Source organism: Rhodanobacter denitrificans (assembly GCF_003335105.1).
GTDB lineage: Bacteria > Pseudomonadota > Gammaproteobacteria > Xanthomonadales > Rhodanobacteraceae > Rhodanobacter > Rhodanobacter denitrificans_A.
In genome coordinates, this window is the sequence record NZ_QFWQ01000005.1 from 265,516 (window position 1) to 291,452 (window position 25,937).

24 protein-coding genes are annotated in these 25,937 nt (G+C 67.4%); 7 read left to right on the top strand and 17 right to left on the bottom strand.

Annotated elements, in window-relative coordinates; translation table 11 throughout:
• Window positions 1–3: 3 nt before the first annotated feature.
• The 7 genes from DEO45_RS08545 to DEO45_RS08575 all read right to left on the bottom strand — a co-directional run bounded on the left by DEO45_RS08545 (window position 4) and on the right by DEO45_RS08575 (window position 4,580).
• The gene (locus tag DEO45_RS08545; RefSeq protein ID WP_114342536.1) at window positions 4–438 is read right to left on the bottom strand and encodes a DUF6326 family protein; all 435 of its coding nucleotides are present in this window, start codon (window positions 436–438) and stop codon (window positions 4–6) included.
• Window positions 439–469: 31 nt separating this feature from the next.
• Complete coding sequence (locus DEO45_RS08550; RefSeq protein ID WP_114342539.1) at window positions 470–1,192, bottom strand: DUF4386 domain-containing protein; 723 nt, start codon at window positions 1,190–1,192, stop codon at window positions 470–472.
• A gap of 100 nt (window positions 1,193–1,292) precedes the next feature.
• On the bottom strand, window positions 1,293–1,961 hold the full coding sequence (locus tag DEO45_RS08555; protein ID WP_114342917.1) for a hypothetical protein: 669 nt from the start codon (window positions 1,959–1,961) through the stop codon (window positions 1,293–1,295).
• A gap of 68 nt (window positions 1,962–2,029) precedes the next feature.
• Window positions 2,030–2,995, bottom strand: a complete 966-nt coding sequence (locus DEO45_RS08560; RefSeq protein WP_114342541.1) for a hypothetical protein — start codon at window positions 2,993–2,995, stop codon at window positions 2,030–2,032.
• Window positions 2,992–3,849 (bottom strand): ABC transporter ATP-binding protein, encoded by an 858-nt coding sequence (locus tag DEO45_RS08565; protein WP_114342544.1) that lies wholly within the window; start codon window positions 3,847–3,849, stop codon window positions 2,992–2,994. The genes DEO45_RS08560 and DEO45_RS08565 overlap by 4 nt, the downstream gene beginning before the upstream one ends.
• A complete protein-coding gene (locus DEO45_RS08570) occupies window positions 3,846–4,235 on the bottom strand; it encodes a GntR family transcriptional regulator (RefSeq protein WP_114342546.1) in 390 nt (129 codons plus the stop codon). Before DEO45_RS08570 ends, DEO45_RS08565 begins: the two co-directional genes overlap by 4 nt.
• Window positions 4,236–4,238: 3 nt before the next feature.
• Window positions 4,239–4,580 (bottom strand): hypothetical protein, encoded by a 342-nt coding sequence (locus tag DEO45_RS08575; RefSeq protein ID WP_114342547.1) that lies wholly within the window; start codon window positions 4,578–4,580, stop codon window positions 4,239–4,241.
• A 267-nt stretch (window positions 4,581–4,847) separates the two neighbouring features.
• Between DEO45_RS08575 and DEO45_RS08580 the strand changes: the two genes are divergently transcribed.
• Window positions 4,848–5,633 carry an SDR family NAD(P)-dependent oxidoreductase gene (locus DEO45_RS08580; protein ID WP_114342549.1) on the top strand — a complete coding sequence of 262 codons (786 nt, stop codon included), beginning with the start codon at window positions 4,848–4,850 and terminating at the stop codon, window positions 5,631–5,633.
• Window positions 5,634–5,686: 53 nt separating this feature from the next.
• Here DEO45_RS08580 and DEO45_RS08585 read toward each other — a convergent pair whose 3' ends face one another.
• Together DEO45_RS08585 and DEO45_RS08590 are read right to left on the bottom strand one after the other, a co-directional pair.
• The gene (locus DEO45_RS08585; RefSeq protein ID WP_114342551.1) at window positions 5,687–7,354 is read right to left on the bottom strand and encodes an amidohydrolase; all 1,668 of its coding nucleotides are present in this window, start codon (window positions 7,352–7,354) and stop codon (window positions 5,687–5,689) included.
• A 148-nt stretch (window positions 7,355–7,502) separates the two neighbouring features.
• The gene (locus tag DEO45_RS08590; protein WP_114342553.1) at window positions 7,503–8,087 is read right to left on the bottom strand and encodes an FMN-dependent NADH-azoreductase; all 585 of its coding nucleotides are present in this window, start codon (window positions 8,085–8,087) and stop codon (window positions 7,503–7,505) included.
• Window positions 8,088–8,200: 113 nt separating this feature from the next.
• Here DEO45_RS08590 and DEO45_RS08595 point away from each other — a divergent pair, with 113 nt between their 5' ends.
• The 3 genes from DEO45_RS08595 (at window position 8,201) to DEO45_RS08605 (ending at window position 11,167) form a co-directional block, all read left to right on the top strand.
• Window positions 8,201–9,175 (top strand): LysR substrate-binding domain-containing protein, encoded by a 975-nt coding sequence (locus tag DEO45_RS08595; RefSeq protein WP_114342556.1) that lies wholly within the window; start codon window positions 8,201–8,203, stop codon window positions 9,173–9,175.
• Between the two features lie 61 nt (window positions 9,176–9,236).
• Complete coding sequence (locus DEO45_RS08600; protein ID WP_114342919.1) at window positions 9,237–10,379, top strand: pyridoxal phosphate-dependent aminotransferase; 1,143 nt, start codon at window positions 9,237–9,239, stop codon at window positions 10,377–10,379.
• A complete protein-coding gene (locus DEO45_RS08605; RefSeq protein WP_114342558.1) occupies window positions 10,367–11,167 on the top strand; it encodes an amidohydrolase in 801 nt (266 codons plus the stop codon). Before DEO45_RS08600 ends, DEO45_RS08605 begins: the two co-directional genes overlap by 13 nt.
• Window positions 11,168–11,216: 49 nt before the next feature.
• On the opposite strand, the gene arsC is transcribed toward DEO45_RS08605, so the two are convergent.
• Genes arsC through DEO45_RS08625 form a run of 4 tightly spaced genes read right to left on the bottom strand, consistent with a single transcriptional unit; the run spans window position 11,217 to window position 14,804 of the window.
• Window positions 11,217–11,561 carry an arsenate reductase (glutaredoxin) gene (gene arsC, locus DEO45_RS08610; protein ID WP_114342561.1) on the bottom strand — a complete coding sequence of 115 codons (345 nt, stop codon included), beginning with the start codon at window positions 11,559–11,561 and terminating at the stop codon, window positions 11,217–11,219.
• Window positions 11,562–11,572: 11 nt separating this feature from the next.
• A complete protein-coding gene (locus DEO45_RS08615; protein WP_114342563.1) occupies window positions 11,573–13,063 on the bottom strand; it encodes a pseudouridine synthase in 1,491 nt (496 codons plus the stop codon).
• Window positions 13,060–13,833 (bottom strand): SMC-Scp complex subunit ScpB, encoded by a 774-nt coding sequence (gene scpB, locus DEO45_RS08620; RefSeq protein WP_114342921.1) that lies wholly within the window; start codon window positions 13,831–13,833, stop codon window positions 13,060–13,062. The genes DEO45_RS08615 and scpB overlap by 4 nt, the downstream gene beginning before the upstream one ends.
• Window positions 13,834–13,871: 38 nt before the next feature.
• Window positions 13,872–14,804 (bottom strand): segregation and condensation protein A, encoded by a 933-nt coding sequence (locus DEO45_RS08625; RefSeq protein ID WP_114342565.1) that lies wholly within the window; start codon window positions 14,802–14,804, stop codon window positions 13,872–13,874.
• 898 nt (window positions 14,805–15,702) lie between these two features.
• Here DEO45_RS08625 and DEO45_RS08630 point away from each other — a divergent pair.
• Window positions 15,703–16,074, top strand: coding sequence for a PilZ domain-containing protein (locus DEO45_RS08630; RefSeq protein WP_114342568.1), 372 nt, complete (start codon window positions 15,703–15,705; stop codon window positions 16,072–16,074).
• Between the two features lie 72 nt (window positions 16,075–16,146).
• On the opposite strand, the gene DEO45_RS08635 is transcribed toward DEO45_RS08630, so the two are convergent.
• Window positions 16,147–17,829, bottom strand: coding sequence for a long-chain-fatty-acid--CoA ligase (locus DEO45_RS08635; protein ID WP_114342571.1), 1,683 nt, complete (start codon window positions 17,827–17,829; stop codon window positions 16,147–16,149).
• A 139-nt stretch (window positions 17,830–17,968) separates the two neighbouring features.
• On the opposite strand from DEO45_RS08635, the gene DEO45_RS08640 reads away from it, so the two are divergent.
• On the top strand, window positions 17,969–18,415 hold the full coding sequence (locus DEO45_RS08640) for a hypothetical protein (RefSeq protein WP_114342573.1): 447 nt from the start codon (window positions 17,969–17,971) through the stop codon (window positions 18,413–18,415).
• Between the two features lie 96 nt (window positions 18,416–18,511).
• Here the strand turns inward: DEO45_RS08640 and acnA are convergent, their stop codons facing one another.
• Window positions 18,512–21,262 carry an aconitate hydratase AcnA gene (gene acnA, locus DEO45_RS08645; protein WP_114342576.1) on the bottom strand — a complete coding sequence of 917 codons (2,751 nt, stop codon included), beginning with the start codon at window positions 21,260–21,262 and terminating at the stop codon, window positions 18,512–18,514.
• A gap of 264 nt (window positions 21,263–21,526) precedes the next feature.
• Here acnA and DEO45_RS08650 point away from each other — a divergent pair, with 264 nt between their 5' ends.
• Window positions 21,527–22,477: a LysR family transcriptional regulator gene (locus DEO45_RS08650; protein WP_114342578.1), complete on the top strand. Its 951-nt coding sequence runs from the start codon at window positions 21,527–21,529 to the stop codon at window positions 22,475–22,477.
• 15 nt (window positions 22,478–22,492) lie between these two features.
• Here DEO45_RS08650 and DEO45_RS08655 read toward each other — a convergent pair whose 3' ends face one another.
• Both DEO45_RS08655 and typA read right to left on the bottom strand, forming a co-directional pair.
• Complete coding sequence (locus tag DEO45_RS08655; RefSeq protein ID WP_114342580.1) at window positions 22,493–23,818, bottom strand: carbohydrate porin; 1,326 nt, start codon at window positions 23,816–23,818, stop codon at window positions 22,493–22,495.
• A 252-nt stretch (window positions 23,819–24,070) separates the two neighbouring features.
• Window positions 24,071–25,897, bottom strand: a complete 1,827-nt coding sequence (gene typA / locus DEO45_RS08660; protein ID WP_114342583.1) for a translational GTPase TypA — start codon at window positions 25,895–25,897, stop codon at window positions 24,071–24,073.
• Window positions 25,898–25,937: the final 40 nt, after the last annotated feature.

The following is a 25,937-nucleotide window of genomic DNA, read 5'->3' on the forward strand; positions in this document are numbered from 1 at the left end:
CACTCATGCCGTGCGCGGCACGCGCGGCCACCTCCATGCGTACCACACGGCAAGCATGGTCAACGCGGCTTCCAGCGTTGCGAAACCCTGGTAGAAATGCCAATCGGCCTGGACCGCCAGCATGATCATCAACAAGGTGTAGAGCGTGCCGAACACGAGGTTGAGCCCGCGGTTCAGGCGTGGCACGAGCGCGGCGGAGAGGAAGATCATGAGGCTGGGAATGGCCATCATCAGGGAGGTGCCCACCAGCACGCCCTGAGTCGCCGGGCCGAGCGGCCCCAGCCTGGCCTGCAGCATCTCCTGCAGCTTGCCCGGCGTGTAGAGCTCGAAGTAGTCGCAGTAGATGTAGCAGAACATCACCGACGTCCACAGCGCGGCCAGTTTCAGCTGCACGGGCGCGTGCCAGTGTTCGAGCGGCTGTTTGGTGTTCGTGTTCAAGACAAATTCCCTGTATGTGGGTGCGGGGTATTTACACATCCGCCGTGGCGGCCGATGCAGCCTGGGTTCGCCGGAAGCCGGGGCGTGCGCCGAGTGCCAGCAGCCACAGCATGAACAGCACTTCCACGAACTGCAGCGGGCCGAGCAGGCTGGAAACCGTGTCTTGCCAGTCCGGTCGCAGTGCCCAGGCGAAGCTCTGGATCACATAGGCCAGACCGTTGAGGATCAGGGCGTAGCCGAACAGGCGCGGCAGGAAGTCCGAGCGCAGCACCAGCAGCGCCAGCGGGAACAGCCACAGTCCCCACAGCAGTTCGGCGGCGCCGACAGCCTGCCCGTGCAGACGCAGGAACAGCATGGCGAGCGCCGCACGCTGGGGCGGATCGAAGACGGCGAGTGCATCCCCGCCATGCACCAGCAGCAGGGCGGCGGCATCATTGAGTACGTTGAAGAAGTACAGCGCCGGCACCAGCGCGCCGCCGAGCAGCAGCATGGCAAGGCCGTGCCGGCGATCAACGTCGCCAAGCAGGCGGTACAGCGCCAGCGCCACGAAGGCCATCAACGCGCCGCAGACGAGGTCGGTGGCCAGGCCGAACCGGAAGAGTGTCTCGTGCGTGGCGATGTTCGCGACGGTGGTGGCCGCGTCGCCGCTCACGAACAAGGCGTTCGGCACGTAGATCAGGCGATACGGCGCGATCAGCACCACCAGCAGATAAAGCAAGCCGGCTTGGCGTGCGGTTCGATCCCGGGGACTCATGCGTACTCCATGCGATGGCTGCCTGGCGGCGAGGGCGGGAGATACGCCCCGTGGCGTCGCGGGATGCCACGGGGCAGCAAGGGTATCGGCGCGGCCCGGCTCAGTCGGAGAAAACGGCGAAGCCTTTCTTGCCGTCCTTGTCCTTCATGTCCTTGCCGCAGTCGTCGACGTCCTTCTGCGTCATCGTGGCGTAGGGCTGGAACGCGGGCAGGGCGGCGGCCAGCTTCTGCTGCGAGGCCAGCATGTCGGGCAAGCGCTTGCACAGTTGCATGGCGGCGGCCTGGATCTGCTCGGTCTGCGGCTTGATGCTCGCCTCGATCTCCTTGTCGGTCTTGCCGGTGAACGCGCCCCAGATCGCCTGCTTCGCCGCAGTGATGCCGATGTCCGCGCCGCTGGCGCCGATGTCCATGCCGGCCTCGGCAATGCCGACGATCTGCTGCCGGTAATCCACCAGCAGGGTGTGTTGCTCCGGTGAGGCCGGTACCGGCTTGCCGGCGATCACCAACTCGCCTTGCGGGGTGATCACCGCCTTGGGGCGGGCATGGTCGTCGCGGTGCTTGTCACCGTGGAGATGGACGCTGGCGACATCGATATCCTGGGTGACCAGCTCCTTCTTGGCCTGCTCGATGCTCTTGCGGACCTCGGCGGCAATCATCGACGAGGGGGGCTGCTCGTGGACTTCCTTCGCTGCCTGCGTCATGTCGCTGGTGGCGCCCGGCTGGGCGGTGTCCTGCCCGGACCGGCTGCAGGCGGCCAGCGGCAACAGCATGGCCAGGGCGAACGTGCTGAAAATGATGGGCTTCACTGGTGTTCTCCTTTCCCGGAATCGAGCGGAAGTCAGCTGTCGTCGCGCCAGCGGCGGAACCAGATGGCGCCGGCGAGCATGGCGGCCGCAGCGGCGACACCGATCCAGACGTTCGCCGATGCCAGCGCCGCATAGGTATGCGTGACGCTCAGCGTGGACAGCACTTCGGCGGGGTTGCTGCCGCCAATATGCGGAACCTCGGTGAACCAGCCGCCGGGGAACACGCTGAACAGGACGCGGCCCACCACGTTGCGCCAGTACCAGCCGTTCTGCAGGTCGATCGTGCCCAGCAGGTTGAACCAGCCGATCACGATGCCCAGCGCCACCGGCAGCACCACGGCCCACAGGAACGGCTTGCTGCGGGCCCAGGCCGAACACAGCATCAGCCAGCCCACGGTCGGCAATGCCCACAACAGGTACAGCGGGACCGAGCCGACCAGGTTGGCCATGACCTGCAGCGGGTGCGACAGCAGCAGCAAATGCCAGACGCCGACGCCATGGAAGGACAGCGTCACCGCGAACATCAGCAGCATCACGATGCCGGTCAGCATGCCGACGGCCACGGCGATCAGCGGTGCGACCACCGTGGCGGTGACCACTTTGGACAGCACGGTGGCGGTGTCGGTGATCGGCAGCGATTTCCAGAACAGCAGGCTGCGGTCGCGGCGGTCGTCGTAAAGCGCGCCGAGGCAGTAGAAGAACGCCACGAAGCCCAGCACCACGCCGATGATGAGCGTCGGCGAATACATCACCATGTCCAGGCCGGCGCCCACGCTGTCCATGGAATTCTTGTCGAGAGCCCGGTCGAGCAGGTGCAGGTTGCTGTCGGTTCCGCCGAAGGCGAAGTTGAAGCCGTGCTTCCTGCCTACCACCTCGCCGGTGATGATGCCCATCAGGTTCAGCAGCAGGAACACGCCGCCGGTGATGATCGGTGCCCAGAAGAAGCCGCCCCGGTGTTCCCACAGCTCGCGCTTCAGCAGCCAATAGAAGGTTTTCATGCGTAGGTCCCTTTCATGGTGGCGACGAACAGGTCGCTGACGGAGGGGCGGCGGACCTCGCCCAGCGCCTCCAGTCGCGCGCGGTCGGCGCCGTCGAACAGGAAGATGCTCTTGCCGAACACCTGGCGTTCGTCCAGCGGCTTGAGCTGGCGGGCTTCGGCGACCTTGTCGGCGCCCACCATCACCTCGGCGAAGCGCTCGCCCACCGCGTCCATGTCGGCATCCAGCACGATCCTGCCGTCGCGGATGAACATCAGGTCGGTGAGGATGTGCTCGACTTCCTCCACCTGGTGGGTGGTGACGATGATCGTCTTGTTCTCGTCGAAGTAGTCCTCCAGCAGGTTCTGGTAGAACTGCTTGCGGTAGAGGATGTCCAGGCCCAGGGTGGGCTCGTCCAGGATCAGCAGCCTGGCGTCGATCGCCATCACCAGCGCCAGGTGCAGCTGCACGATCATGCCCTTGGACATCTGCCGCACGCGCTGCTCGGGCGTGAGCTTGGTGCGCGCCAGGAAGGCCTCGCACTTCTTGCGGTCGAAGCGCGGGTGCACGTTGGCGACGAAGTCCACCGCCTGGCGCACCTTGATCCAGCGCGGCAGCACGGCCACGTCGGCGATGAAGCAGACCTCGCCCATCAGCTTGTCGCGCTGCCTGCGCGGGTCGAAGCCCAGTACGTTGAGACTGCCTGTGAAATCAGTGAGGCCGAGGATGGCCTTCAGCGCGGTGGTCTTGCCGGCGCCGTTGGGGCCGATCAGGCCGACGATGCGGCCGGGCTCGACCTGGAAGCTGATGTCGTCCAGCGCCAGCGCCGACTTGTACCGCTTGCTCAGGCCGCTGGCCGTGATCACCGCGCTCATGATTTCTCCTCCTTGTCGGCGTTGCCCTTTTCGGTCGGGGCTTCGCGCATAAGCGTCTTCAGGTCCAGTCCCAGTCGCTGCAGCCGGGCAAACAATACCGGCCACTCCTCGCGCAGGAACCGCTCGCGTTCCGATTTCAGCAGCGCCTCGCGTGCGCCTTCGATGACGAACATGCCCAGCCCCCTCCTTTTTTCAACCAGTTGTTCGTCGACCAGTTCCTGGTACGCCTTCGACACGGTCAGCGGGTTGATCTGAAAGTCCGCGGCCACCTGGCGTACCGACGGCAGCGGGTCGCCCTCGTTCAAGGCGCCGTCCAGGATCATCGCCACCACGCGTTGCTGCAGCTGGCGATAGATCGGGACGCTGTCGTTCCAGGTCATGGTCATGTTTTATTCCTTCGCGATGCGGCCGAACTTGTTGCCAAACGCATAGTAGGGCATGACCAGCTGCGACCCGAGCAGGCTGAACTGCTCGGTATTGCCGGGATTTTCCAGGCGGCGCATGGCCGGGATGGTGGCGATTCCGGCGACCCCGATCTCGTTCAACAGGGCGGCCGAGCGCATCTCGGCGGCGCTGGGGCGGACCTGGACCGGGGCCAGGTCGATGACGGGGATGGCGCTGGTCTTGCCGGCCGGGGCGGGCTGGCGCTCGACGTTGTAGTGGACGGCGCTCAGGCTGGCGAAGGTGAACAGGACGGCGGCGGCGCTGGCGATCAGGTTCTGCGCTTTCATGACGGGCCTCCTTAGTGACCTCGTTGAGTGGTGTTGTAGTGAACTATAACACTGAACTTTAAGCCGTCAATAGGTGCGGGGCAATTTCGCAACATGACTGATGGCCTATCCCGGGCAGGAGTCCCGGCGGTGCGGGCAGCACATGCTGGGGCCTGTGGTGGCGGCCGCCCAGGAGCATTCCTCAGCCATCGCTGCTGACAGCCGTCATCCCGCGGTCGCCCGCCCGGCGTGGTTCAATGCGCCGATATCAGTCGCGCGGAGGCACGCATGGATCTCGAATTGGCCGGCCGGGTCGTGGTGGTTGCCGGTGCCAGCAAGGGCATCGGGCTGGCCTGCGCGGTCGCATTTGCGCGCGAGGGCGCGAAGGTGGTGGGCATCTCGCGCGATCCGGCGAACCTGCAGGCGGCGCAGCAGCAGCTCGAATCGCTGGGCCTGGCGCTGGCGGTGCAGCCGGCGGACCTGAAGGACAGCGCGGCGGCGCAGCAGGTGATGGAACGCATCGAGCATGCGCATGGCCCGCTCGACGTACTGGTGAACTGCGCCGGCGCCGCGCGTCGCGCAACGCCGGACGAACTCGATGCCGCGGCGGTGCTGGCGGCGATGCAGGCGAAGTACCTCAGCTACATGCACGCGATCGACCCGGTGATCCGCCGCATGGGCGCGCGTGGCCGCGGCAGCATCGTCAACGTGATCGGGCAGGGTGGGCGGCAGGCCAACCCGCAGCACATCGCCGGCGGTTCGGCCAACGCCGCCCTGATGCTGGCGACGGTGGGCTACGCGAATGCCTATGCGGGCAAGGGCGTGCGGGTGAACGCGATCAACCCGGGCATCACCCGCACCAGCCGGGTCGACGAGGGCCTGGATGCCGCGGTGCGCGCCAGCGGCCTGCCGCGCGAGGTGGTACTGGCCCGGCAGCTCGCCGACATTCCGCTGGGCCGCATGGCCGAGCCCGGGGAAATCGCCGATGTCGCGGTATTCCTGGCTTCGGCGCGGGCCAGCTACGTCACCGGCGCGATCATCCCGATGGACGGGGGCAGGACCTCGGCGATCTGATCAGCCACGCAAGGACCGGCGGTGGGCCGGCCGTTGCGCGTGCGGTTGCCCGATCAATCCTGCGCGGCGTAGACCTGCCTGCCGCCGACCCAGGTCTGCAGTACCTTCGTGTTCCAGATCCTGCTGGCCGGGTCCTTGAAGATATCGTGGTCGATCAGGATGAAGTCGGCCCACCTGCCCGGCTCCAGAGTGCCCAGGGTTTTTTCCGCATGTTCCGCGTAAGCCGCGTCGAGGGTGAAGGCGCGCAGCGCCTGGGCCAGCGTCATGTCCTGGTCCGGGTACCAGCCGCCGGGCGGCTGGCCCTGGTGGTCTTCGCGGGTGACTGCCGAGTACAGGCCGTAGAACGGGTTCGGCGATTCCACCGGGAAATCCGAACCGCCGGCGACGAGCGTGCCCTGCTTGAGGAAGCGCTGCCAGGCGTAGGCGCCCTTGATCCGCTGGTGGCCGATGCGGTCCTCGGCCATGTTCATGTCGGAGGTGGCGTGGGTCGGCTGCATCGAGGCGATCAGCTTGAGCGGCACAAAACGGGGAATGTCCTGCAGCGACACGATCTGCGCGTGCTCGACGCGGTTGCGCAGCGCGATGGCGTCCGGATGGGTCTTGTAGGCGGCGGCGAAACTGTCCAGCACTTCGCGGTTGGCGCGGTCGCCGATGGCGTGGATGGCCACCTGGTAGCCCTTGCCGAACGCCTTGTCGATCTTCGCGGTCATCGTCGCCGGTGGCATGAACAGCAGGCCGCGGTTGTGCGGGTCGTCGGCGTAGGGCTGGAGCATCGCCGCGCCGCGGCTGCCCAGCGCGCCGTCGGCGAACAGCTTGACCGCGCGCACGGTGAGGAAGTCGTTGCCGTAGCCGATCAGCGGGCCGTCCTTGCTGATCGTGTCGAAATCGTCGCCGGTGTCGCGGACCATCGCGTAGATGCGCGCGGTGAGCTTGTGCTCGTCGGCGTAGCGGCGATAGAGCCGGTAATTGGCCAGGTCGATGCCGGCGTCGGCGACGCCGGTGAGGCCCACGCTGGCCATCTCGGCCAGGGCGGTATCCAGCGCGGCGGCTTTCTGCTGCGTGGTCGGCGCCGGGACTTTCGCATCGATCAGCGCGGTGGCGCCGTCGACGAAGACGCCGGCCGGATTGCCGTCGGCATCGCGCTCGATGCGTCCCCCGCTGGGATCCTTGCTGGCCCTGTCGACTCCAGCCAGCCTGATCGCGGCGCTGTTGGCCCAGCTGGCATGGCCATCGACGCGGCTCAGCCAGACGGGGCGACCGGGCACCGCGCTGTCCAGTTCCTTCGCAGTGGGGAAGCGGCCGAGTTTCCAGATTTCCTGGTTCCAGCCGCCGCCGAGGATCCACTTCGCCTCGGGGTGCGCCGCTGCGTACGCCTTCACCTTGGCCAGCGCCTCGTCGAGCGACTTCGTGCCGGTGAGGTCGACGCTGTTGCGCGCGTAGCTGAGCTCCAGCACATGGCCGTGGGCGTCGATCAGCCCAGGCAGCAAGGTATGGCCGCGGCCGTCGATCACCCTGGCGTCGCCGGCGCGGCCGGCCAGTTCGGCGCGGCTGCCGGTGGCGACCACCTTGCCCTGGTCGACCAGCAGCGCCTGGAAGTGCTGCAGCTTGCCGTGGCTGTCCAGCGTGTAGCCGTTGACGTTGTCGACCAGCAGGTCGGCGGCCTGCACGGCGGGGGCCAGCGCCAGCAGGGCGAGCATGGACAGGCATAGCGAACGGTTCATGCGCGGATTCCGGTCGAATGGGTGAACCCGCAGTGTGTCGGCATGCGCGTGGTTTTTCCACCGTGGCGGCCGTCAGTTGCGCATGCTGCAACGAAAAACGCCCTCTCCGCGGGGAGAGGGCGTTTGCGCTCGCGGTGCGAGCGGGGGATCAGGCGGCCTTGGCGACCAGCGTCCCGATCGCGCTGCGTGCAGACTTCAGGGCCGCCGCCTTCTGCTCGTCGCCGATCGCGATGCCTTCGGCCCGCACGAACTCGATGTCGTTGATGCCGATGAAGGCGAACGCGGCGCGCAGGTAGGGTTCCTGGAAGTCCATCGCGGCGGCCGGCGAATCCTTGCTGTAGATGCCGCCGCGGCTGGAAGCGACGATCACGCGCTTGCCGCCGGCCAGGCCCTCGGGGCCGTTCGCGGTGTAACGGAAGGTCTTGCCGGCGACCAGGATGCGGTCGAGCCACGCCTTGAGCTGGCTGGAAATGGCGAAGTTGTACATCGGCGCACCGATCACCACCACGTCGGCGGCGAGGAATTCCTCCAGCATTTCGGTGCCGAGCACGGCGGCGGGATCGCTGGCGTCAGCCACCGGGGTCCAGTGCGGCAGCGGTTGCGCGGCCAGGTCGTGATAATGGACGGCGGCATCCGGCGTGTTGCGCTTCAGCTCGGCTACGATGTCGGCGGTCAGCTGGCGTGATACCGAGTAGCCACCCAGCGCGCTGGAGTCGATATGCAAGAGTTTCATGGCGTTATTCCTGGTCGAGCCGGCTCGCCGGCGATGGAATAAGGATATGTTTGGAACAATCCGGCGATAAGGTAGGATTTGTCAGACTTATCGTTCCCAACAGGAAACAATCAATGACCGTATTGAGTGGCGCCCTGCAGGACCTCAACGATCTGTACTTCTTTGCCGCGGTGGTCGAGCACGGCGGTTTTTCCGCGGCCGGCCGCGCGCTGGGCGTGCCGAAATCGCGCCTGAGCAAGCGCGTGGCCCAGCTGGAGGAGCGCCTCGGCGTGCGCCTGCTGCAGCGGACCACGAGGCGCTTCGTGGTGACCGAGGTCGGCGAGCGCTTCTACGCGCACTGCCGCGCCGTGCTGGAGGAAGCGCAGGCGGCGCAGGATGCGGTGGACGAGTTGCGCGCCGAGCCGCGCGGCGTGGTGCGCCTGAGCTGCCCCGTTTCGCTGGCGCAGACCGTGCTCGCGCATGTGCTGCCGGATTTCCTCGCGCAGTACCCGAAGATGCAGGTGCGGCTGCTGTCGAGCAATCGTCGGGTCGACGTGATCGGCGAAGGCTATGACCTGGCGATCCGCGTGCGCACCAAGCTGGATACCGACGCGAACCTGGTGATCCGCACGTTCGGCCTGTCGCGTACCAAGCTGGTGGCCAGCCCGGCCTTGCTGAAGGCACAGGGACGCCCGCTGCAGCCGGACGACCTGGCCCGCCTGCCGGCGCTGTCGATGAGCGAGCACGAGGGTGCCCAACTGTGGGAGCTGATCGGTGCGAACGGCGCGCAGACCAGCGTGGAAGTGCAGGCGCGGCTGATCACCGGCGATTTCGCGGTGCTGCTGGAGGCTGCCCGCCGCGGCATGGGCGTGGCGCTGCTGCCGGAGTTCGTCTGTGCGCCGGCGATCACCGCAGGCGAGCTCGAAGTGGTGCTGCCGGAGTGGAGCGTCCCCGAGGGCACCATGCACTTCGTCTATCCCAGTCGCCGCGGCATGCTGCCGGGCGTGCGTGCGCTGGTGGATTTCCTGGCCGAGCGGTTGCCGGCCACCACCTTGCAGAAGCACGAGCAATGCAAGCAGCGTCCGCTGGACGAACTTCCCGCGGCGTGATGCGCACGGCGGCCCCGATGCGTTACGCTTTCGGGTTTACGGACATTTATACGGCCAAATGATGATCGCGACCAAGCTTCCCAAAGTCGGCACCACCATCTTCAGCGTGATGAGCCAGCTCGCGCAGCAACACAAGGCGGTCAACCTGGGCCAGGGCTTTCCCGACTTCGAGCCGCCGCAGGGGCTGCGCGATGCGCTGACCCGCGCGATGAACGAAGGCCGCAACCAGTACGCGCCGATGCACGGCACCGCCGCGCTGCGCGAGCAGATCGCGCTGAAGACCGAACGGCTGTACGGCCGCCGGCTCGACGTCGATACCGACATCACGCTCACCTCCGGCGCCACCGAGGCGATCTTCGCGGCGATCGCCGCGACGGTACGCGCGGGCGAGGAGGTGATCGTGTTCGACCCGGCCTACGACTGCTACGAGCCGGCGATCGAGTTGCAGGGCGCGCGTGCGGTACACATTCCGCTGACCGTGCCGGCGTTCGCGATCGACTGGCAGCGCGTGCGCGACGCGGTGACGCCGAAGACCCGCATGATCATGATCAACACGCCGCACAACCCGTCCGGCGCGGTGCTGTCGGCGGATGATCTGGAGCAGCTGGCGGAGATAGTGCGCGACACGGAGATCGTGGTGCTGTCCGACGAGGTCTACGAGCACATCGTCTACGACGGCGCCCGGCACGAAAGCGTGTTGCGCCACCCGGAACTTGCCGGGCGCAGCATCGTGGTTTCCTCGTTCGGCAAGACCTACCACTGCACCGGCTGGAAGGTCGGCTACGCGGTGGCGCCGGCTGCGCTGTCGGCGGAGTTCCGCAAGGTGCACCAGTACCTCACGTTCTGCACCTTCCACCCGGCGCAGGTGGCGTTCGCCGAGTTCATGGCCAGCACGCCGCAGCACTACCTGGAACTGCCGGCGTTCTACCAGGCCAAGCGCGACCGCTTCCGCGCGCTGCTGGCGCCGTCGCGCTTCAAGTTGCTCGACGTGCCGGGCGGCTACTTCCAGCTGGTCGACTATTCGGCGATCCGCGACGAGGATGACCTCGTCTTCAGCAGGTGGCTGGTCGAGCAGGGCGGTGTGGCGGCGATCCCGCTGACGCCGTTCTACGAGCGCGCGCCGGGCACGCGCCTGCTGCGGCTGTGCTTCGCCAAGAGCGACGCCACGATGGAAGCGGCGGCGGAGCGGCTATGCAAACTTTGAAGATATCGCTGGTGCAGGGCGCCACCCGCTGGCACGACGCGCCGGCCAATCGCGACTATTACGGCGCGCTGGTGCGCCAGGCGAAAGGCAGCGACCTGATCGTGCTGCCGGAGACCTTCCTGTCCGGTTTCAGCAACGACACCCGCGCCAGCGCGGAAACCATGGACGGTGAGGGCGTGGCGTGGCTGCGCGCGCTGGCGATCGAGGTCGGCGCCGTGGTCTGCGGCAGCCTGGCGATCCGCGAGGACGGCATCGTCTACAACCGCCTGTTGTGGGTGCGGCCGGACGGCAGCTTCGCGCAGTACGACAAGCGCCACCTGTTCCGCATGGCCGGCGAGCACACCCGCTACGGCGGCGGCAGCGAGCGGCTGGTGGTGGAGCTGAAGGGCTGGCGCATCCTGCCGCAGGTCTGCTACGACCTGCGCTTTCCGGTGTGGCTGCGCAATCGCCGGCTGGCCTCCGCCGGCGGCGGCATGGACTATGACCTCGCCATCTTCGTGGCGAACTGGCCCGCGCCGCGCCGCCAGCCCTGGCGCACCCTGCTGCGCGCGCGGGCGATCGAGAACCTGAGCTACGTGGCCGGAGTGAACCGGGTCGGCGTGGACGGCAACGAACTGCCGTATGCCGGCGACAGCGCAGTGATCGATCCTGTCGGCGAGCCGCTGGTGGAACTGGGCGCGCAGGAGCAGGTGGTGACGGTCATGCTTGACCCGGCGCCGCTGCTGGCGCACCGCGAGCGTTTCCCGGCGTGGATGGATGCCGACGCGTTTTCGCTCGATCCGGATTGAGCACGGCAAGCGAAGCACCGGAGCGCCAGGAAGCGCTCCCGCGGGCTCCTCAGAGTATCGCCAGCACCGCTTCCGGCGGGCGGCCCAGCGCGGCCTTGCCGTTGGCGACGACGATCGGGCGTTCGATCAGCTTCGGGTGCGCCACCATCGCGGCGATCAGGGCGTCGTCGTCGAGCGCCGGATTGTCCAGCCCCAGCGCACGGAACTCCTCTTCGCCGCTGCGCAGCAGCTGGCGTGCGCCAATGTTCAGCTGCTTCAGCAGGGCGGCCAGTTCGGCAGCGCTCGGCGGGGTGTCGAGGTAATGGATCACCTCGAGCGCACCGCCACGCTGCTCCAGCAGCGCCAGCGTGGCGCGTGACTTGGAGCAGCGGTTGTTGTGGTAGATGCGCACCATTGCCCGGTTCCTCAGCGGTTGCCGGAGCGGTTGCCGCCGCGACCGGGCGGCCGCCCGCCAGCGGGACCGCCGTGGCGACCACCGCCCTGCGGCCGGCCAGCGGGCCGGTTGCCGCCTTGGCCTTGCGGACGGGCCGGGCCGCCGTGGGCGCGATTGCCCTGGCCCTGCGGTCGGGCACCGCGGTTGCCGGGGGCGTGGTTGCCGCCGGCGCCATGGCCGCGTGCCTCGCCGCCGAAACCGCTGTACGGACTGCCGCCGGCGGTGCGGCCTTCGCTGCCGTGGTGACCGTGCCCGCCGAACGGTTTGCCGCCTCCGGCCGGCCGGCGATTGCCGGCGCCGGCAGCGCCGCGCGGGCCGCTCGGGCGGGCGGCGCCGTCACGGCTTTCGCCGGCGAACCAGGTACGTACCGATGGCAGCTCCTGGCCCGGCGCGACACGCCGGCCTTTGCCGCCACGCTTGCCGCCGCCGCGCTCGGGGTGGGCGACGTTGCCGTTGACGTCCTTGCCGCCGCCACGTGGCGGCTTGCGGCCGCGCACGGGTTCCTCGCGGATGCGGTCGAACGCGCGCAGTTCGCGCGCCTCGTCCTGGCCGCCGGTCCAGGCCGTGCCGGCGCCGCGCTCGGGCCGGTATTCGGTGACGTTGCGATTGGCGCGGCGCTGGTGCAGCACCGGGCTCAGGGTCAGCACCGGCTGCGGCGCGCCGAGGCCGGCGGTCTGACGCAGCTGCTTGACGTTCTCGGCGTCCAGCGCCTCGCATTCGCCGCGGCGCAGATGGCGCGGCAACTCGATTGTGCCGTAGCGGATGCGCTTGAGCCGGCTGACCAGGAAGCCCTGCGAGTCCCACAACCGGCGCACCTCGCGGTTGCGGCCCTCGCGAATCACCACGCGGAACCAGCTGTGGCTGCCGCCGCGGCTGATCACGGCGATCTCGTCGAAGCGGGCTGGGCCGTCTTCCAGCTGCACGCCGGCCTTCAGCCGTTCGATGACCTCGTCGGGCACCTCGCCATGCACGCGGCACAGGTATTCGCGCTCCAGCCCGCTCTTCGGATGCATCAGCGCGTTGGCCAGTTCGCCGTCGGTGGTCAGCAGCAGCAGGCCGGTGGTGTTGATGTCGAGGCGGCCCACGGCGACCCAGCGCGCGCCCTTCAGGCGTGGCAGCTGCTCGAACACGGTGGGGCGGCCCTCCGGGTCGTCGCGGGTGGTCAGCACGCCTTCGGGCTTGTGGTAGATCACCACCTCGGCGGCGTCGCGGCTGTCGGTGGCGACCACGAACTGCCTGCCGTCGATCACCACGCGATCGCCGGCATGCACGCTGGCGCCGATCGTGGCGGGGCTGCCGTTGAGTTCGACTTCGCCCGACTGGATGCGCACTTCGAGCATGCGGCGCGAGCCGAGGCCCGCATTTGCCAGCACCTTGTGCAGGCGCTCTTCCAGGGCGGGGGCGTCGGTGTTGGCGCGGGGTTCGCGCTTCAGGGACAGAACGGATTTTTGCGGCGCAGTCATGCGCGGTACTCCTCGGGATCTTGCTCGGCGGCGTCGGGTTCGGCGTCCGCGGCGGGGGTCGCTGCCTCGTCGGCAGTGGTTGCAGGGGTCTCGGCGTGCCGGCTCGGATCGGAGCCGGCGTCACCGGATGCGGGGTCGATGGGCGGTGCCTCGGCCTCGGGCGTTTCCTCGTCCGGATCGATCGGCAGGTCGCGCACGATGCGGGCGGGCAGGGGCTCGGGTTCGAAGCGCAGCTGCGGGTCTTCCATGTCGCGGATTTCCGACAACGGCGGCAACTGGTCCAGCGATTTCAGGTTGAAGTAGTCGAGGAACGCGCGGGTGGTGCCAAACAGCGCCGGCTTGCCGGGCACGTCGCGGTAGCCGACCACGCGGATCCACTCGCGCTCCTCCATCGTCTTGATGATGTTGGAGGACACCACCACGCCGCGGATCTGCTCGATCTCGGGGCGGGTGATCGGCTGGCGGTAGGCGATCAGCGCCAGCGTCTCCAGCAGCGCGCGCGAATAGCGGCTGGGCCGCTCGGTCCACATCCGCGAGATCCAGGCATGCACGTCCTGGCGCACCTGGTAGCGGAAGCCGGACGCCACTTCCTTCAGCTCGATGCCGCGCCCGGCGCAGTCGTCGGCCAATGCCTCGAGCGCGCGGGCGATCTGCTCGCGGCCGACGTCGTCGGCCTCGGTGAACAGGTCGCCCAGCTGCTGCACGGTCATCGGCTGGGTGGAGGCCAGCAGGGCGGCCTCGATGATGGGTTTGAGTTGCTCGATCTGCATGACCTTCGGAGTCGGTTGCGGATTCAGGTGGGTATCGCTCATTCGCCGGACGACTCGACCAGCGCCGATTCGCCCGTCGCGGCGTCGTCCGCCGGTTCCTCGGCGGCATGTCCGGAAGCGGACGCCTTCGCCTTCACGTATATCGGCGCCAGCGGCTCTTCCTGGACGATCTCGACCAGCATTTCCTTGGCCAGCTCCAGCATCGCCAGGAAGGTCACCACGATGCCGAGGCGGCCTTCGCTGATGTCGAACAGGCTCTCGAAGCGATGGAAGCTGCTGTCGTCGAGCCGGCTCAGCAATTCGCCCATGCGCTGGCGCACGCTGAGCGCCTCGCGCTTGATCGCGTGATGCCCGAACAACTCGGCGCGGTGCATCACGTCCTTCAGCGCCAGCAGCAACTCGGTCAGGTCCAGCGGCGGCGGCAGCTTGATCACGTTGCGCTCGCCCACGTCGGCGTGCACCACCGCGCTGTCGCGTTCCTGCCGGGGCAGCGCCTCGATGTCCTCGGCCGCGCGCTTGAAACGCTCGTACTCCTGCAGGCGCCGTACCAGCTCGGCACGGGGATCGTCTTCCAGCCCTTCCTCGGCCGGCGGCCGCGGCAGCAGCAGCCGCGACTTGATCTCGGCCAGGATCGCGGCCATCAGCAGGTATTCGGCGGCCAGCTCCAGCCGCATCACGTCCCGCATCAGCTCGATGTAGGCCATGTACTGCCGGGTGATTTCGGCGACCGGGATGTCCAGGATGTCCAGGTTCTGCCGGCGGATCAGGTACAACAAGAGGTCCAGCGGGCCCTCGAACGCCTCCAGGATGACCTCGAGCGCATCCGGCGGGATGTACAGGTCCTGCGGCATCTGCAGCATCGGCTGGCCGCGCACGATGGCCAGAGGCATTTCCTGCTGCTGCGGTACCGATGCAAACGCATCCTGCGCTACGGCATCCGGGCTCTGTGGCTCGACGGGCTCAGTGCTCATCAATACATGTCATTGGGCCGCCTGCGGCGGCTGGCAGTGTGTGCAACACGATCGGAATCATCCACATGCCGGCACAACCATGGGGTGTCCGCACTCGGAACACGGCGGTGAGGCGGCATTCCCGGGGTACTGCGTTTTTCACAATTTCGGTCGAGGCGCGACGGGCGCTATCGCCACGACGGGCATGACGAGGCCGCTCGATGGCGGTTCGGTCAGGCAGGCCGCAAGCGACCGTTGTACGCCGGCTCCAGGTTGTCAGCCACGGCTAGGGCGAAAGCCAGGGGCGGCTAGGGTGGCGCCACTGACGGTTCAACGGGTCGGTTCAGAGAGCAATCGCACGGAAGCCACGGGGTGCCCGAGGTGATCGGCAACCGTTTCCATGGAACCACGCGTGGGCAAAGAGTAGCGTCTGCCCGGCGGCAAGTCCAGCGGCGCGTGTGTGCCGGAACTGGAATCCCGTGCGCTTGTCGGCTCCCCGCGTAGCCCCTGATCCCGATGACCGGCACAATACGCCGGTCCCGCCGTGGTGAATCGGGGATTCCCGCGGTGCGGGGCGGCATGTGACCCAATGCGTCGGATGGGACTTGGCCGCGTCAGACGCAGCCTTCGCATCGACGACGGGTAGCGGTGGCGAACCCCGCGTGATGCCATGGCCCATCCGGCGCGGTTTCAGCAGGCGTCGATCGGCACCTGCATCCGGCCAGACGGAATGGATGGCATGGTGGTTGCTTGTAATATCCCCGATGAACACGACCCGCCGACACGCTGGATAGTGAGGGCGTGAGGCATGCACGGAATGCGCGAGGCATCCACGTGCATGATGCGGCAGGAAGGTTTCAGGATGATGTTGGCCACCGCTGTCGTGGCCGTAGGGCAGGCACAGGCGGATGGTTGACTGATGGCGAACGACAACAAGCGCGGACCAGACGGCGCAGGCGCGGAGCAATTGCGCCCGGCGCGTATGCAGATCGAGACGACGGTGCTGATGAGCCGGCACGGCGAGTCGCATCCGACCGAGCTGGTCGATATCTCGGCTACCGGCGCCTTGCTGCGGCGTCCGCTGGGCTGGTCCGGAGAGGTGGGGCAGAGCTGGGTGCTCGACATGATCTTCGGGCACAACCTGCACATCCACCTGGAGGCCGTGATCGCGCGCATCTCCGACCACCACATCGGGTTTTCGTACAGCCACATCCCCGAGGACAAGCAGGTGCCGCTGTGGAACCTGCTTGGCGGTTACGCCGATATCCTGGAGCACTGGAAGGGGGGCTGAGCGAAACGCCGCTGCCACAGAAAAACGCCCGCATCATGCGGGCGTTTCCGTTTCGGGGGGCCGGATCGCGGCTCAGGCGGTGGATTTCTTCCCGTCGCGCAGCTCGCGGCGCAGGATCTTGCCCACGTTGCTCTTCGGCAGGCTGTCACGGAACTCGATGAACTTGGGCCGCTTGTAACCGGTGAGATTCTCGCGGCAGAACTGTCTGAGCGCGTCCTCGGTGAGATTCGGGTCCTTGCGCACCACGAACAGCTTCACCACTTCGCCGGAATGCTCGTCCGGCACGCCGACTGCGGCTACCTCAAGCACGCCGGGGTGCTGCATCACCGTGTCCTCGACCTCGTTCGGATAGACGTTGAAGCCGGACACCAGGATCATGTCCTTCTTGCGATCGACGATGTAGAAGTAACCGTTGGCGTCCATCTTTGCGATGTCGCCGGTGTGCAGCCAGCCGTCGGCGCCGAGCACCTTGGCGGTCTCGTCCGGGCGCTGCCAGTAGCCTTTCATCACCTGCGGGCCTTGCACCATCAGCTCGCCCACCTCGCCGACGGAGAGCGGCTTGCCGTCCTCCGACCAGATCGCCACGTTGGTGGATGGCACAGGCAGGCCGATCGAGCCGCTGTATTCCTTGAGGTCCAGCGGATTGATGCAGACCGCGGGCGAGGTCTCGGTCAGGCCATAGGCCTCGGCGAGGGTGCAGCCGGTGACCTTCTTCCAGCGTTCGGCCACCGCGCGCTGCACTGCCATGCCGCCGCCCAGGGTCAGGTGCAGCCGGGAGAAGTCGAGCTCGGCGAAGCCGGGCGTATGCAGCAGCCCGTTGAACAGCGTGTTGACGCCGGTCAGCGCGGTGAAGCCGGACTTGGCCAGCTCCTTGACGAAGCCCGGCATGTCGCGCGGGTTGGTGATCAGCCAGTTGAGCCCGCCCAGGCGCATGAACACCAGCCCGTTCGCGGTCAGCGAGAAGATGTGGTACAGCGGCAGCGCGGTGATGATCACTTCTTCGCCAGGCTTGGCATTGCCGCCGATCCAGGCGTCGGCCTGCAGCATATTGGCGATCATGTTGCCGTGGCTGAGCATGGCGCCCTTGGCCACGCCGGTGGTGCCGCCGGTGTACTGCAGGAAGGCGATGTCGTCGTGGCCCAGCGCGACCGGCTGCAGCGGATGCGCCGCGCCGCGCGCCAGCGCGTCGCGGAAGCGCACCGCCTGCGGCAGGTGGAACGCAGGCACCATCTTCTTCACGTGCTTCAGCACGAAGTTGATCAGTGCGCCCTTGGGGAAGCCGAGCAGGTCGCCGATGCCGGTGGTGACGATGTGCTGCACCCTGGTGTCGGCCACTACCTGCTGCAGGGTGGCGGCGAAATTGTCCAGCACCACGATCGCCTTCGCACCGGCGTCGTCGAGCTGGTGCTTGAGCTCGCGCGCGGTGTACATCGGGTTGGTGTTGACCACCACCAAGCCGGCGCGCAGTGCGCCGAACAGCGCGATCGGGTACTGCAGCACATTCGGCATCATGATTGCGATGCGGTCGCCCTTGCCGAGCTTGAGCACGCCGGTGAGGTAGCCGGCGAACTGGCGGCTCAGCGCATCGATCTGGCCGTAGCTGAGCTGGCGGCCGAAGCTGGAGAACGCCGGGCGACCGCTGAAACGTCCAAACGCCTCTTCCAGCACGGCCGACACCGAGGCGTATTGGTTGACGTCGATTTCTGCGGGTACGCCGGCCGGATAGTGATCCAGCCACGGACGTTCATTGCTCATGCTCGGGTTCCCTGTTTTGTCGATGACGGCGGGTGGACGATGGCTTTAGGATGAGGTGGCTCCATCATGCCCCACGCGTCGTTTCATTGGAGCATACGCCCGCGTATAGCGGCAAGCCTCACCGCAACGAGTTCCATCGATGATCTTCTCGAGAAAAAACGCCTGCCTGCTGGCCGCGCTTGCGTTGCTGGTGCTGGCGTTGCCGGCCTGTCGCCGCACGCCCGATGAAGCGCAGGTGCGCGAAGCGATCGTGGCGGTGGTGCAGGCGGCCGAGGCGGGCTCGGCCAGTGGCGTAGGCAAACCGCTGAGCGAAGATTTCGACGGCAATGCCGGCACGCTGGACCGGCGCCAGCTGGTTGATATGGTGCGGCTGCTCGCGTTGCGCGGCGAGCGCATCGGCGTGACGATGGGGCCGGTGTCGATCGAGCGTCGCGGCGAGCGGATGGTGGCCTCATTCACCGTCACCCTGAGCAGCGGCGGCAAGCTGTTGCCCGACCAGTTGGGTCTGTACCAGGTCGAATCGGCGTGGCGCGAGGAACACGGCGCGTGGCGCTGCTACTCGGCCACGTGGAAGCACGCGCTGTAGGCGCCAGCGTCGCTGGCGCCATTCGATTTCCCGCAGACGGAAAGACCGCCCCGGACAGCAGGGCGGTCTTTCGTCTTGTGCGGCTTGCGCCGGAAATCAGGCGGCCTTCTTGCCCGCCAGCTGACGTAGAACGTACTGCAGGATGCCGCCGTGGCGGAAGAACTCGCGTTCCTTCGGGGTCAGCAGCATCACATTCACGCTGAACTGCTTCCTGCTGCCGTCGGCGGCCGTGGCGGTGACCGTGGCCTCCTTCGAGTTGCCGTCATCCAGGCCAGTGACGTCGAAGGTTTCCCTGCCGGTCAGGCCCAGCGTCTGCGCGTTCTGGCCATCCTTGAAGGTGCACGGCAGCACGCCCATGCCGACCAGGTTGGAGCGGTGGATGCGTTCGAAGCTCTCGGCGATCACTGCCTTCACGCCCAGCAGCAGGGTGCCCTTGGCCGCCCAGTCGCGCGAGGAACCGGTGCCGTATTCCTTGCCGGCCAGCACCACCAGCGGAGTATGGCTTGCCTTGTACTTCACCGCGGCGTCGTAGATCGCCAGCTGCTCGCCCGATGGCACGTGCAGGGTGTAGCCGCCTTCGACGTTGTCGAGCATCAGGTTCTTGATGCGGATGTTGGCGAAGGTGCCGCGCACCATCACGTCGTCGTTGCCGCGGCGCGAGCCGTAGGAGTTGAAGTCCTTCGGCTGCACGCCCTTCTCGATCAGGAAGCGGCCCGCCGGGCTGTCCTTCTTGATCGAGCCGGCCGGCGAGATGTGGTCGGTGGTGATCGAGTCGCCGAACACGCCCAGCGCGCGGGCGCCGTGGATATCCTCCACCTTGCCCAGTGCCATCGTCATGCCGTCGAAGTAGGGCGGGTTCTTGATGTAGGTGGAATCATTCCACCGGTAGACCGCGCCGTCCGGCGAGGCGATCTGGTTCCAGCGGCTGTCGCCCTTGAACACGTCGGCGTAGTTCTTCTCGAACATGGCCGGGTTGATCGCGCCGGCGATCGCGTCGGAGATTTCCTGGTTGCTCGGCCAGATGTCCTTCAGGTAGACCGGCTTGCCGTCGTTGCCGGTGCCGATCGAGTCCTTGGTCAGGTCGATGTCCAGCGTGCCCGCCAGCGCGTAGGCGACCACCAGCGGCGGCGAGGCCAGGTAGTTCATCTTCACTTCCGGGTGCACGCGGCCCTCGAAGTTGCGGTTGCCCGAGAGCACCGAGGCCACCGCCAGGTCGCCGTCGGCAATGCCCTTGCTGATCTCCACCGGCAGCGGGCCGGAGTTGCCGATGCAGGTCGTGCAGCCGTAACCCACGATGTAGAAGTTGATCTTTTCCAGTTCCTTCAGCAGGCCGGTCTGCTCCAGGTAGTCGCTGACCACCTTCGAGCCCGGCCCGATCGAGGTCTTCACCCACGGCTTGGCCTTCAGGCCCTTCGCGGCGGCCTTTTTCGCCACGATGCCGGCGCCCAGCATCACGGCCGGGTTGGAGGTGTTGGTGCAGGAGGTGATCGCGGCGATCACCACCGAGCCGTCGCCGACGCGGAAGCTCTCGCCGTCCTTCTCGACCAGCACGCCGGTTTCGCCGATGGCGTTGGCCGGATTGCCGATCGCGGTGGCCCCCCCTTCGTTGGCGAATGCCGCCACGGCACCGTTCTTCGGACGGCGGTTCGCGGTGAGCGCGCCGACCACGTCATGGAAGCTCTGCTGCACGCCCTCCAGCAGCACGCGGTCCTGCGGACGCTTCGGGCCGGCCATCGACGGACGCACGTCGGCGAGGTCCAGCTCCAGCGTGGTGGTGTACTCCGACGTCGGGCTGTTTTCGTCGTGCCACATGCCCTGCGCCTTGGCGTACGCCTCGACCAGCCTGATCTGCGCGGCGCTGCGGCCGGACAGCTGCATGTAGTTCAGCGCTTCCTGGTCGATCGGGAAGATGCCGCAGGTGGCGCCGTATTCCGGCGCCATGTTGCCGATGGTGGCGCGGTCGGCCAGCGGCAGGTGCTTGAGGCCATTGCCGAAGAACTCGACGAACTTGCCGACCACGCCGAGCTTGCGCAGCATCTGGGTGACGGTGAGCACCAGGTCGGTGGCGGTGACGCCCTCGCCCAGCTTGCCGGTCAACTTGAAGCCGACCACCTGCGGGATCAGCATGGAGGATGGCTGGCCCAGCATCGCCGCCTCGGCCTCGATGCCGCCAACGCCCCAGCCCAGCACGCCGAGCCCATTGATCATGGTGGTGTGCGAGTCGGTGCCGAACACGGTGTCCGGGTAGGCCCAGCTCTCGCCGCCGATGTCGGCGGTGAACACCACGCGGGCCAGGTGCTCCAGGTTCACCTGGTGCACGATGCCGGTACGCGGCGGCACCACCTTGAAGTTGTTGAACGCCTTCTGGCCCCAGCGCAGGAACGAGTAGCGCTCCTGGTTGCGCTCGAACTCGATCGCCACGTTCTGCTCCAGCGCGCTTTCCGTGCCGTACACGTCGACCTGCACCGAGTGGTCGATGACCAGTTCGGCCGGCGCCAGCGGGTTGATCTGGGTGGCGTCGCCGCCCAGCTTCACCACCGCGTCGCGCATCGCGGCCAGGTCCACCACGCAGGGCACGCCAGTGAAGTCCTGCAGCACCACGCGCGCCGGCATGAAGGCGATCTCGGTCGCCGGCTCGGCCTTGGCGTCCCACTTCGCGATCGCCTCGATTTCCTTCGCGGTGACGTCGACGCCATCCTCGTGGCGCAGCAGGTTTTCCAGCAGGATCTTCAGCGAGTACGGCAGCCGCTTCAGGTCGTAGCGCTGGCCCAGCTTGGCCAGGCTGGCGAAGACGTGGCGCTGGCCGTTGACCTCGAGGGTGTCGCGTACGGAAAAGGTGTCTTTCATGGGGACGTGCTCCTGGCTGGATCCTGCGGCTGGGATGACTCGACGACGCTGCCGGAATGGCGTGGGGTTCGCCGTTACGGCAAAGACGCAATTATCGCGCAAACCCCACGCGGCCGCGAATCGGCACGCCATCGTGAAGACGGCGTGCATGGCTTGCGGAGCGTCTCGCGGGCGGTGGCGGCGGGTACACTGCGCCGACATTCACGGCGACTTCGCCGCACAGGATGGATCCGATGACCAACGCACGCAAACGCCTTTGATGACATGCAGCATTCGATGATTTCGATGGGCCTGGCCGCCGTCTCGCTGCGCGACCTCGCGCTGGTGCAGGCGGTGCATCGCCACGGCAGTTTCAACAGCGCGGCGCGGGCGATGCACATCAGCCCGTCCGGGCTGTCGCACCAGGTGCAGAAGGTGGAGCAGGCGCTGGGCGCACCGCTGTTCGAGCGCGGCGGCCGGAAGATCGTGCCGACCGCGGGCGGCCAGCGGCTGCTGCAGCAGATCGACGCGGTGCTGGCCTCCGCCGAACACCTGCAGCAGGTCGCCCGCGCCGGCGAGGTCGCCTTCGGCGGCGAGTTGCGGCTGGGCGTGCCGGCTTCGCTGGGGCCGTACCTGCTGCCGCACCTGATCGCGCCGTTTCCGCAGCACTTCCCCGGTGCGCGGCTGGGTATCTCCGAAGGCAAGCCGCGCGGCCTGCTGCGACGGTTGAGCGAAGGCGAACTCGACGCGGTGCTGGCGCCGCCGGCAGCGGCGACCAGCGGGATCGCTTCGCGCCCGCTGTTCTTCGAGCCATGGGAATTGATGCTGCGCGCCGACCACCCGCTGGCCGGTCAGGACAGCATTGCGTTGGCCCGGCTCGATCCGGCCGAGGCAACGCTGATGGCCGAAAGCCACGCCGACGGCCTGCAGGGCGACGGCAGCGAGCACGGCCATGTGCAGGACGTCAGCCTGGAAAGCCTGGCCGCCCTGGTCAGCCTGCGTGGCGGCTATGCGCTGGTGCCGGCGCTGGCACACGAGCGGCTGGCCTCGATGCCGGACATTGCGCTGGCGAAACTCCAGGGGCAGGCGAGCGGCCGCGAGATCGCGCTGTACTGGCGCGACGCCTCGCCGTGGCACGACGACCTGCAGGCCTTTGCCGAACTGCTGCGCAAGCTGGCAAGGCAACGACCGGGGTTGCGTGTGGCCGTGGCAAAAGCGAAGGCGGCTTCGCCCTGAGGAAAGCCGTGGCGATCAGAGCTCCAGGTGTGCCCGCAGCGCCACAAAACGGGCCGGACCGCGATCGCGGTTGTAGCCGGGGTTGCGCACCAGTTGCAGGTCGGGACTGAGGGTGAGGTGCTTGCCGATCGAGAGGTTGTAATAGGTCTCGAGGATCTGCTCTTTGCCGTAGTGAAGCGCGCCGTCGCCCAGCACGAACCCCTCGCCGCCCAGCGCGAGGTATTCGCGATGTCCCGGCGAGAGCGCGTTGAACGCGACGCCGACACCAAGGTGATCGCCGGGGCGGTTCCAGTGCACGCCCGACAACTGGAAGCCGCCGCTGAGGGTGCGGTCGACCTCGGTGAAGGCGAACGATTCGGTGCGGCCATCGTTCCAGCCGGCGCGCATGAACAGGCCGCTGTCGCCGTGGTCGGCCAGCGGCAGCTCGCCGTTGAGGCCGAAGCCGTACTTGTGCTGGCCCGGGCGCTCGTCCGCCGCGATGTCGGGCACGCTGCCACTGGCCCGCGCGGCAGCGATGGCCTGCCGGTACACGCCCATCGAGGCGGTATTGCGGAAGGCCAGCAGGCGCAGCGCCCAGCCGTCCGGATCGGGTTGCACGGTCAGCTCGGTCTGCTCGCCGCGGGCCCGGCGCAGCGAGGGCACCAGGCGCTGGCCGTTGGCGTGGAAGGGCATCCGGTAGACGCCGTAGCGCAGGCTCCAGCCGGCATCCACCCAGGCCAGCATGACGCCGTCGGTATAACCGCGGGTGTCGGCGGCGAAATCCCAGGCGGTGTCGTTGAACAGCGTCCAGTTCATGAACTGGGTACGTGTGCTGCCGGCGTAGCGGTTCTTGTCGAAGTCGTCGCCGACGGCCATCTTGCCGACCTTGACCTCGATCCGCCGCACGGCTTCCGTGCCCGGCAGCTGATCCTGGGCACGCTCCACCGTCGAGGTGGCGTCGCCGAGCGGCAGCGTCCAGCGCAGGAAACGGCGGGCCACGTAGGGGCTCTTGCCAAGCCCGGTGGTGCCGGCGCGGATCACATCGCCGTTGGTCAGGCCGCCCAGGCCGGTGGCGTCGCTGACGCCGCCGCCCTTGAACATTTCCACGTCGAAGTAGAACTGCAGGCGTGCGGGCAGGGCCACGCCGAAGTACGCGCCGAAGGTGTCCGAGCGCCTGGTGTCGCTGCGGGCGTGCAGGCTCAGCGGGCCGGCATAGGGCGAATGCAGCGAGGACTGGTGCTGGTCGACGAAGGTGTACTGCGCGCCCAGCCACTGGGGCACGAACAGGGGCGCGTCGCCGGCGTGGGTGAGCGTGGCGACCAGCGCCAGCGGCGCGGCGAGGAGGAAACGGGCGAAGCGCATGGTCTCGTTACCGTGCAGGGGCACGGAGCGAGCGGGTCAGACCGGTACGGTCCCGCTCACGGCCGTGCCGTGATGGTATGGCTGCGGTGGGCATGGCGACGCTGGCGCGTCGGGCTGCCGCCGCGACTACTGGCGGGATCGTCGTTCATCTGGGTTGCAATTATCCAATGGGGCCCCGGGCGGGGCGCGCGCATGATCGGCGCGCGCGACCGGCGTGTCAATGCCGGTCGCGTGCGCTGCAGGGCTTCGTCACTAGCCGCGCGAGGCGCGCTTGCGATCGTTCTCGGTGAGGTGTTTCTTGCGCAGGCGGATTTCCTTCGGCGTGACCTCGACCAGCTCGTCGTCGTCGATGAAGTCCAGCGCCTGTTCCAGCGTGAATTTGATCGCCGGGGTCAGCTGGATCGCATCGTCCTTGCCCGAGGCGCGCATGTTGGTCAGCGGCTTGGGCTTGATCACGTTCACCGTGAGGTCGTTGTCCTTGGCGTGGATGCCGACCAGCTGGCCTTCATACACGTTGTCGCCCTCGGCCGCGAACAGCTTGCCGCGATCCTGCAACGGCCCCAGCGAGTAGGCCGGGGTGGTGCCGCCGGCGTTGGCGATCATCACGCCGTTGAGGCGCTTGGCGATCTGGCCTTCTTCCTTCGGACCGTAATGGTCGAACACGTGGAACAGCAGGCCCGAGCCCTGGGTGAGGGTCTTGAACTGGTTCTGGAAGCCAATCAGGCCACGCGCCGGGATCATGTACTCCAGGCGCACGCGGCCCTTGCCGTCGGGTTCCATGTTCTTGAGCTGGCCCTTGCGCATGCCGAGGCGCTCCATCACCGGACCCTGGTGCGTTTCCTCGACGTCCACCACCAGCTGCTCGAACGGCTCCATCTTCTGGCCGTCGATTTCCTTGATGATCACTTCCGGACGCGATACGGCCAGTTCGTAGCCCTCGCGGCGCATGTTCTCGATCAGCACCGACAGATGCAGCTCGCCGCGGCCGGAGACCAGGAACTTGTCGGCGTCCGAACCCTGCTCGACCTTCAGCGCCACGTTGTGCACCTGCTCGCGCTCCAGGCGGTCCTTGAGCTGGCGGCTGGTGAGGAACTTGCCGCCGGAGAGATCCTTGTTGCCGGCGAACGGCGAATTGTTCACCTGGAAGGTCATGCTGATGGTCGGCTCGTCGACGGTCAGCGCGGGCAGCGCCTCGGGCGTGTCCAGTGCGCAGATCGTGTCGGAGATGGTCAGGTCGGCAATGCCCGAGATGGCGACGATGTCGCCCGCCTCGGCGCTGTCCTGTTCGATGCGCTCCAGGCCGAGGAAGCCGAGCACCTGCAGCACCTTGCCCTGGCGCTTCTTGCCGTGCCGGTCGATCACCGCCACCGGCATGTTCTTCTTCAGCGTGCCGCGCTGGATGCGGCCGATGCCGATCACGCCGACGAAGTTGTTGTAGTCCAGCTGGCTGATGCGCATCTGGAACGGGCCGTCCGGATCGACGTCAGGCTTGCTGACGTGCTGCATGATCGCCTCGTACAGCGGGGTCATGTCGCCTTCGCGCACGCTGTCGTCAAGGCTGGCATAGCCGTTCAGGGCCGAGGCGTAGACGATCGGGAAGTCCATCTGTTCCGGCGTGGCGCCCAGGCGATCGAACAGATCCCAGACCTGCTCGACGACCCACTCGGGGCGTGAACCGGGACGATCGACCTTGTTCACCACCACAATGGGCTTGAAGCCCATCGCGAACGCCTTCTGGGTCACGAAGCGGGTCTGCGGCATCGGGCCGTCCATCGCGTCGACCAGGATCAGCACCGAGTCCACCATCGACAGCACGCGCTCCACCTCGCCACCGAAGTCGGCGTGGCCGGGGGTGTCGACGATGTTGATGCGGTTGCCCTGCCAGGTGATCGCGGTGTTCTTGGCCAGGATGGTGATGCCGCGTTCCTTTTCCTGGTCGTTCGAGTCCATCACGCGCTCGGCCAGCACGGTGCGCTCGTTGAGCGTGCCGGACTGTTTGAGCAGGCAATCGACGAGAGTGGTCTTGCCGTGGTCGACGTGGGCGACGATGGCGATATTGCGCAGTTTTTCGATGGACATGGGATCGGCTCGGGCGGCTCGGAGGCCGTCACGCAGGTTT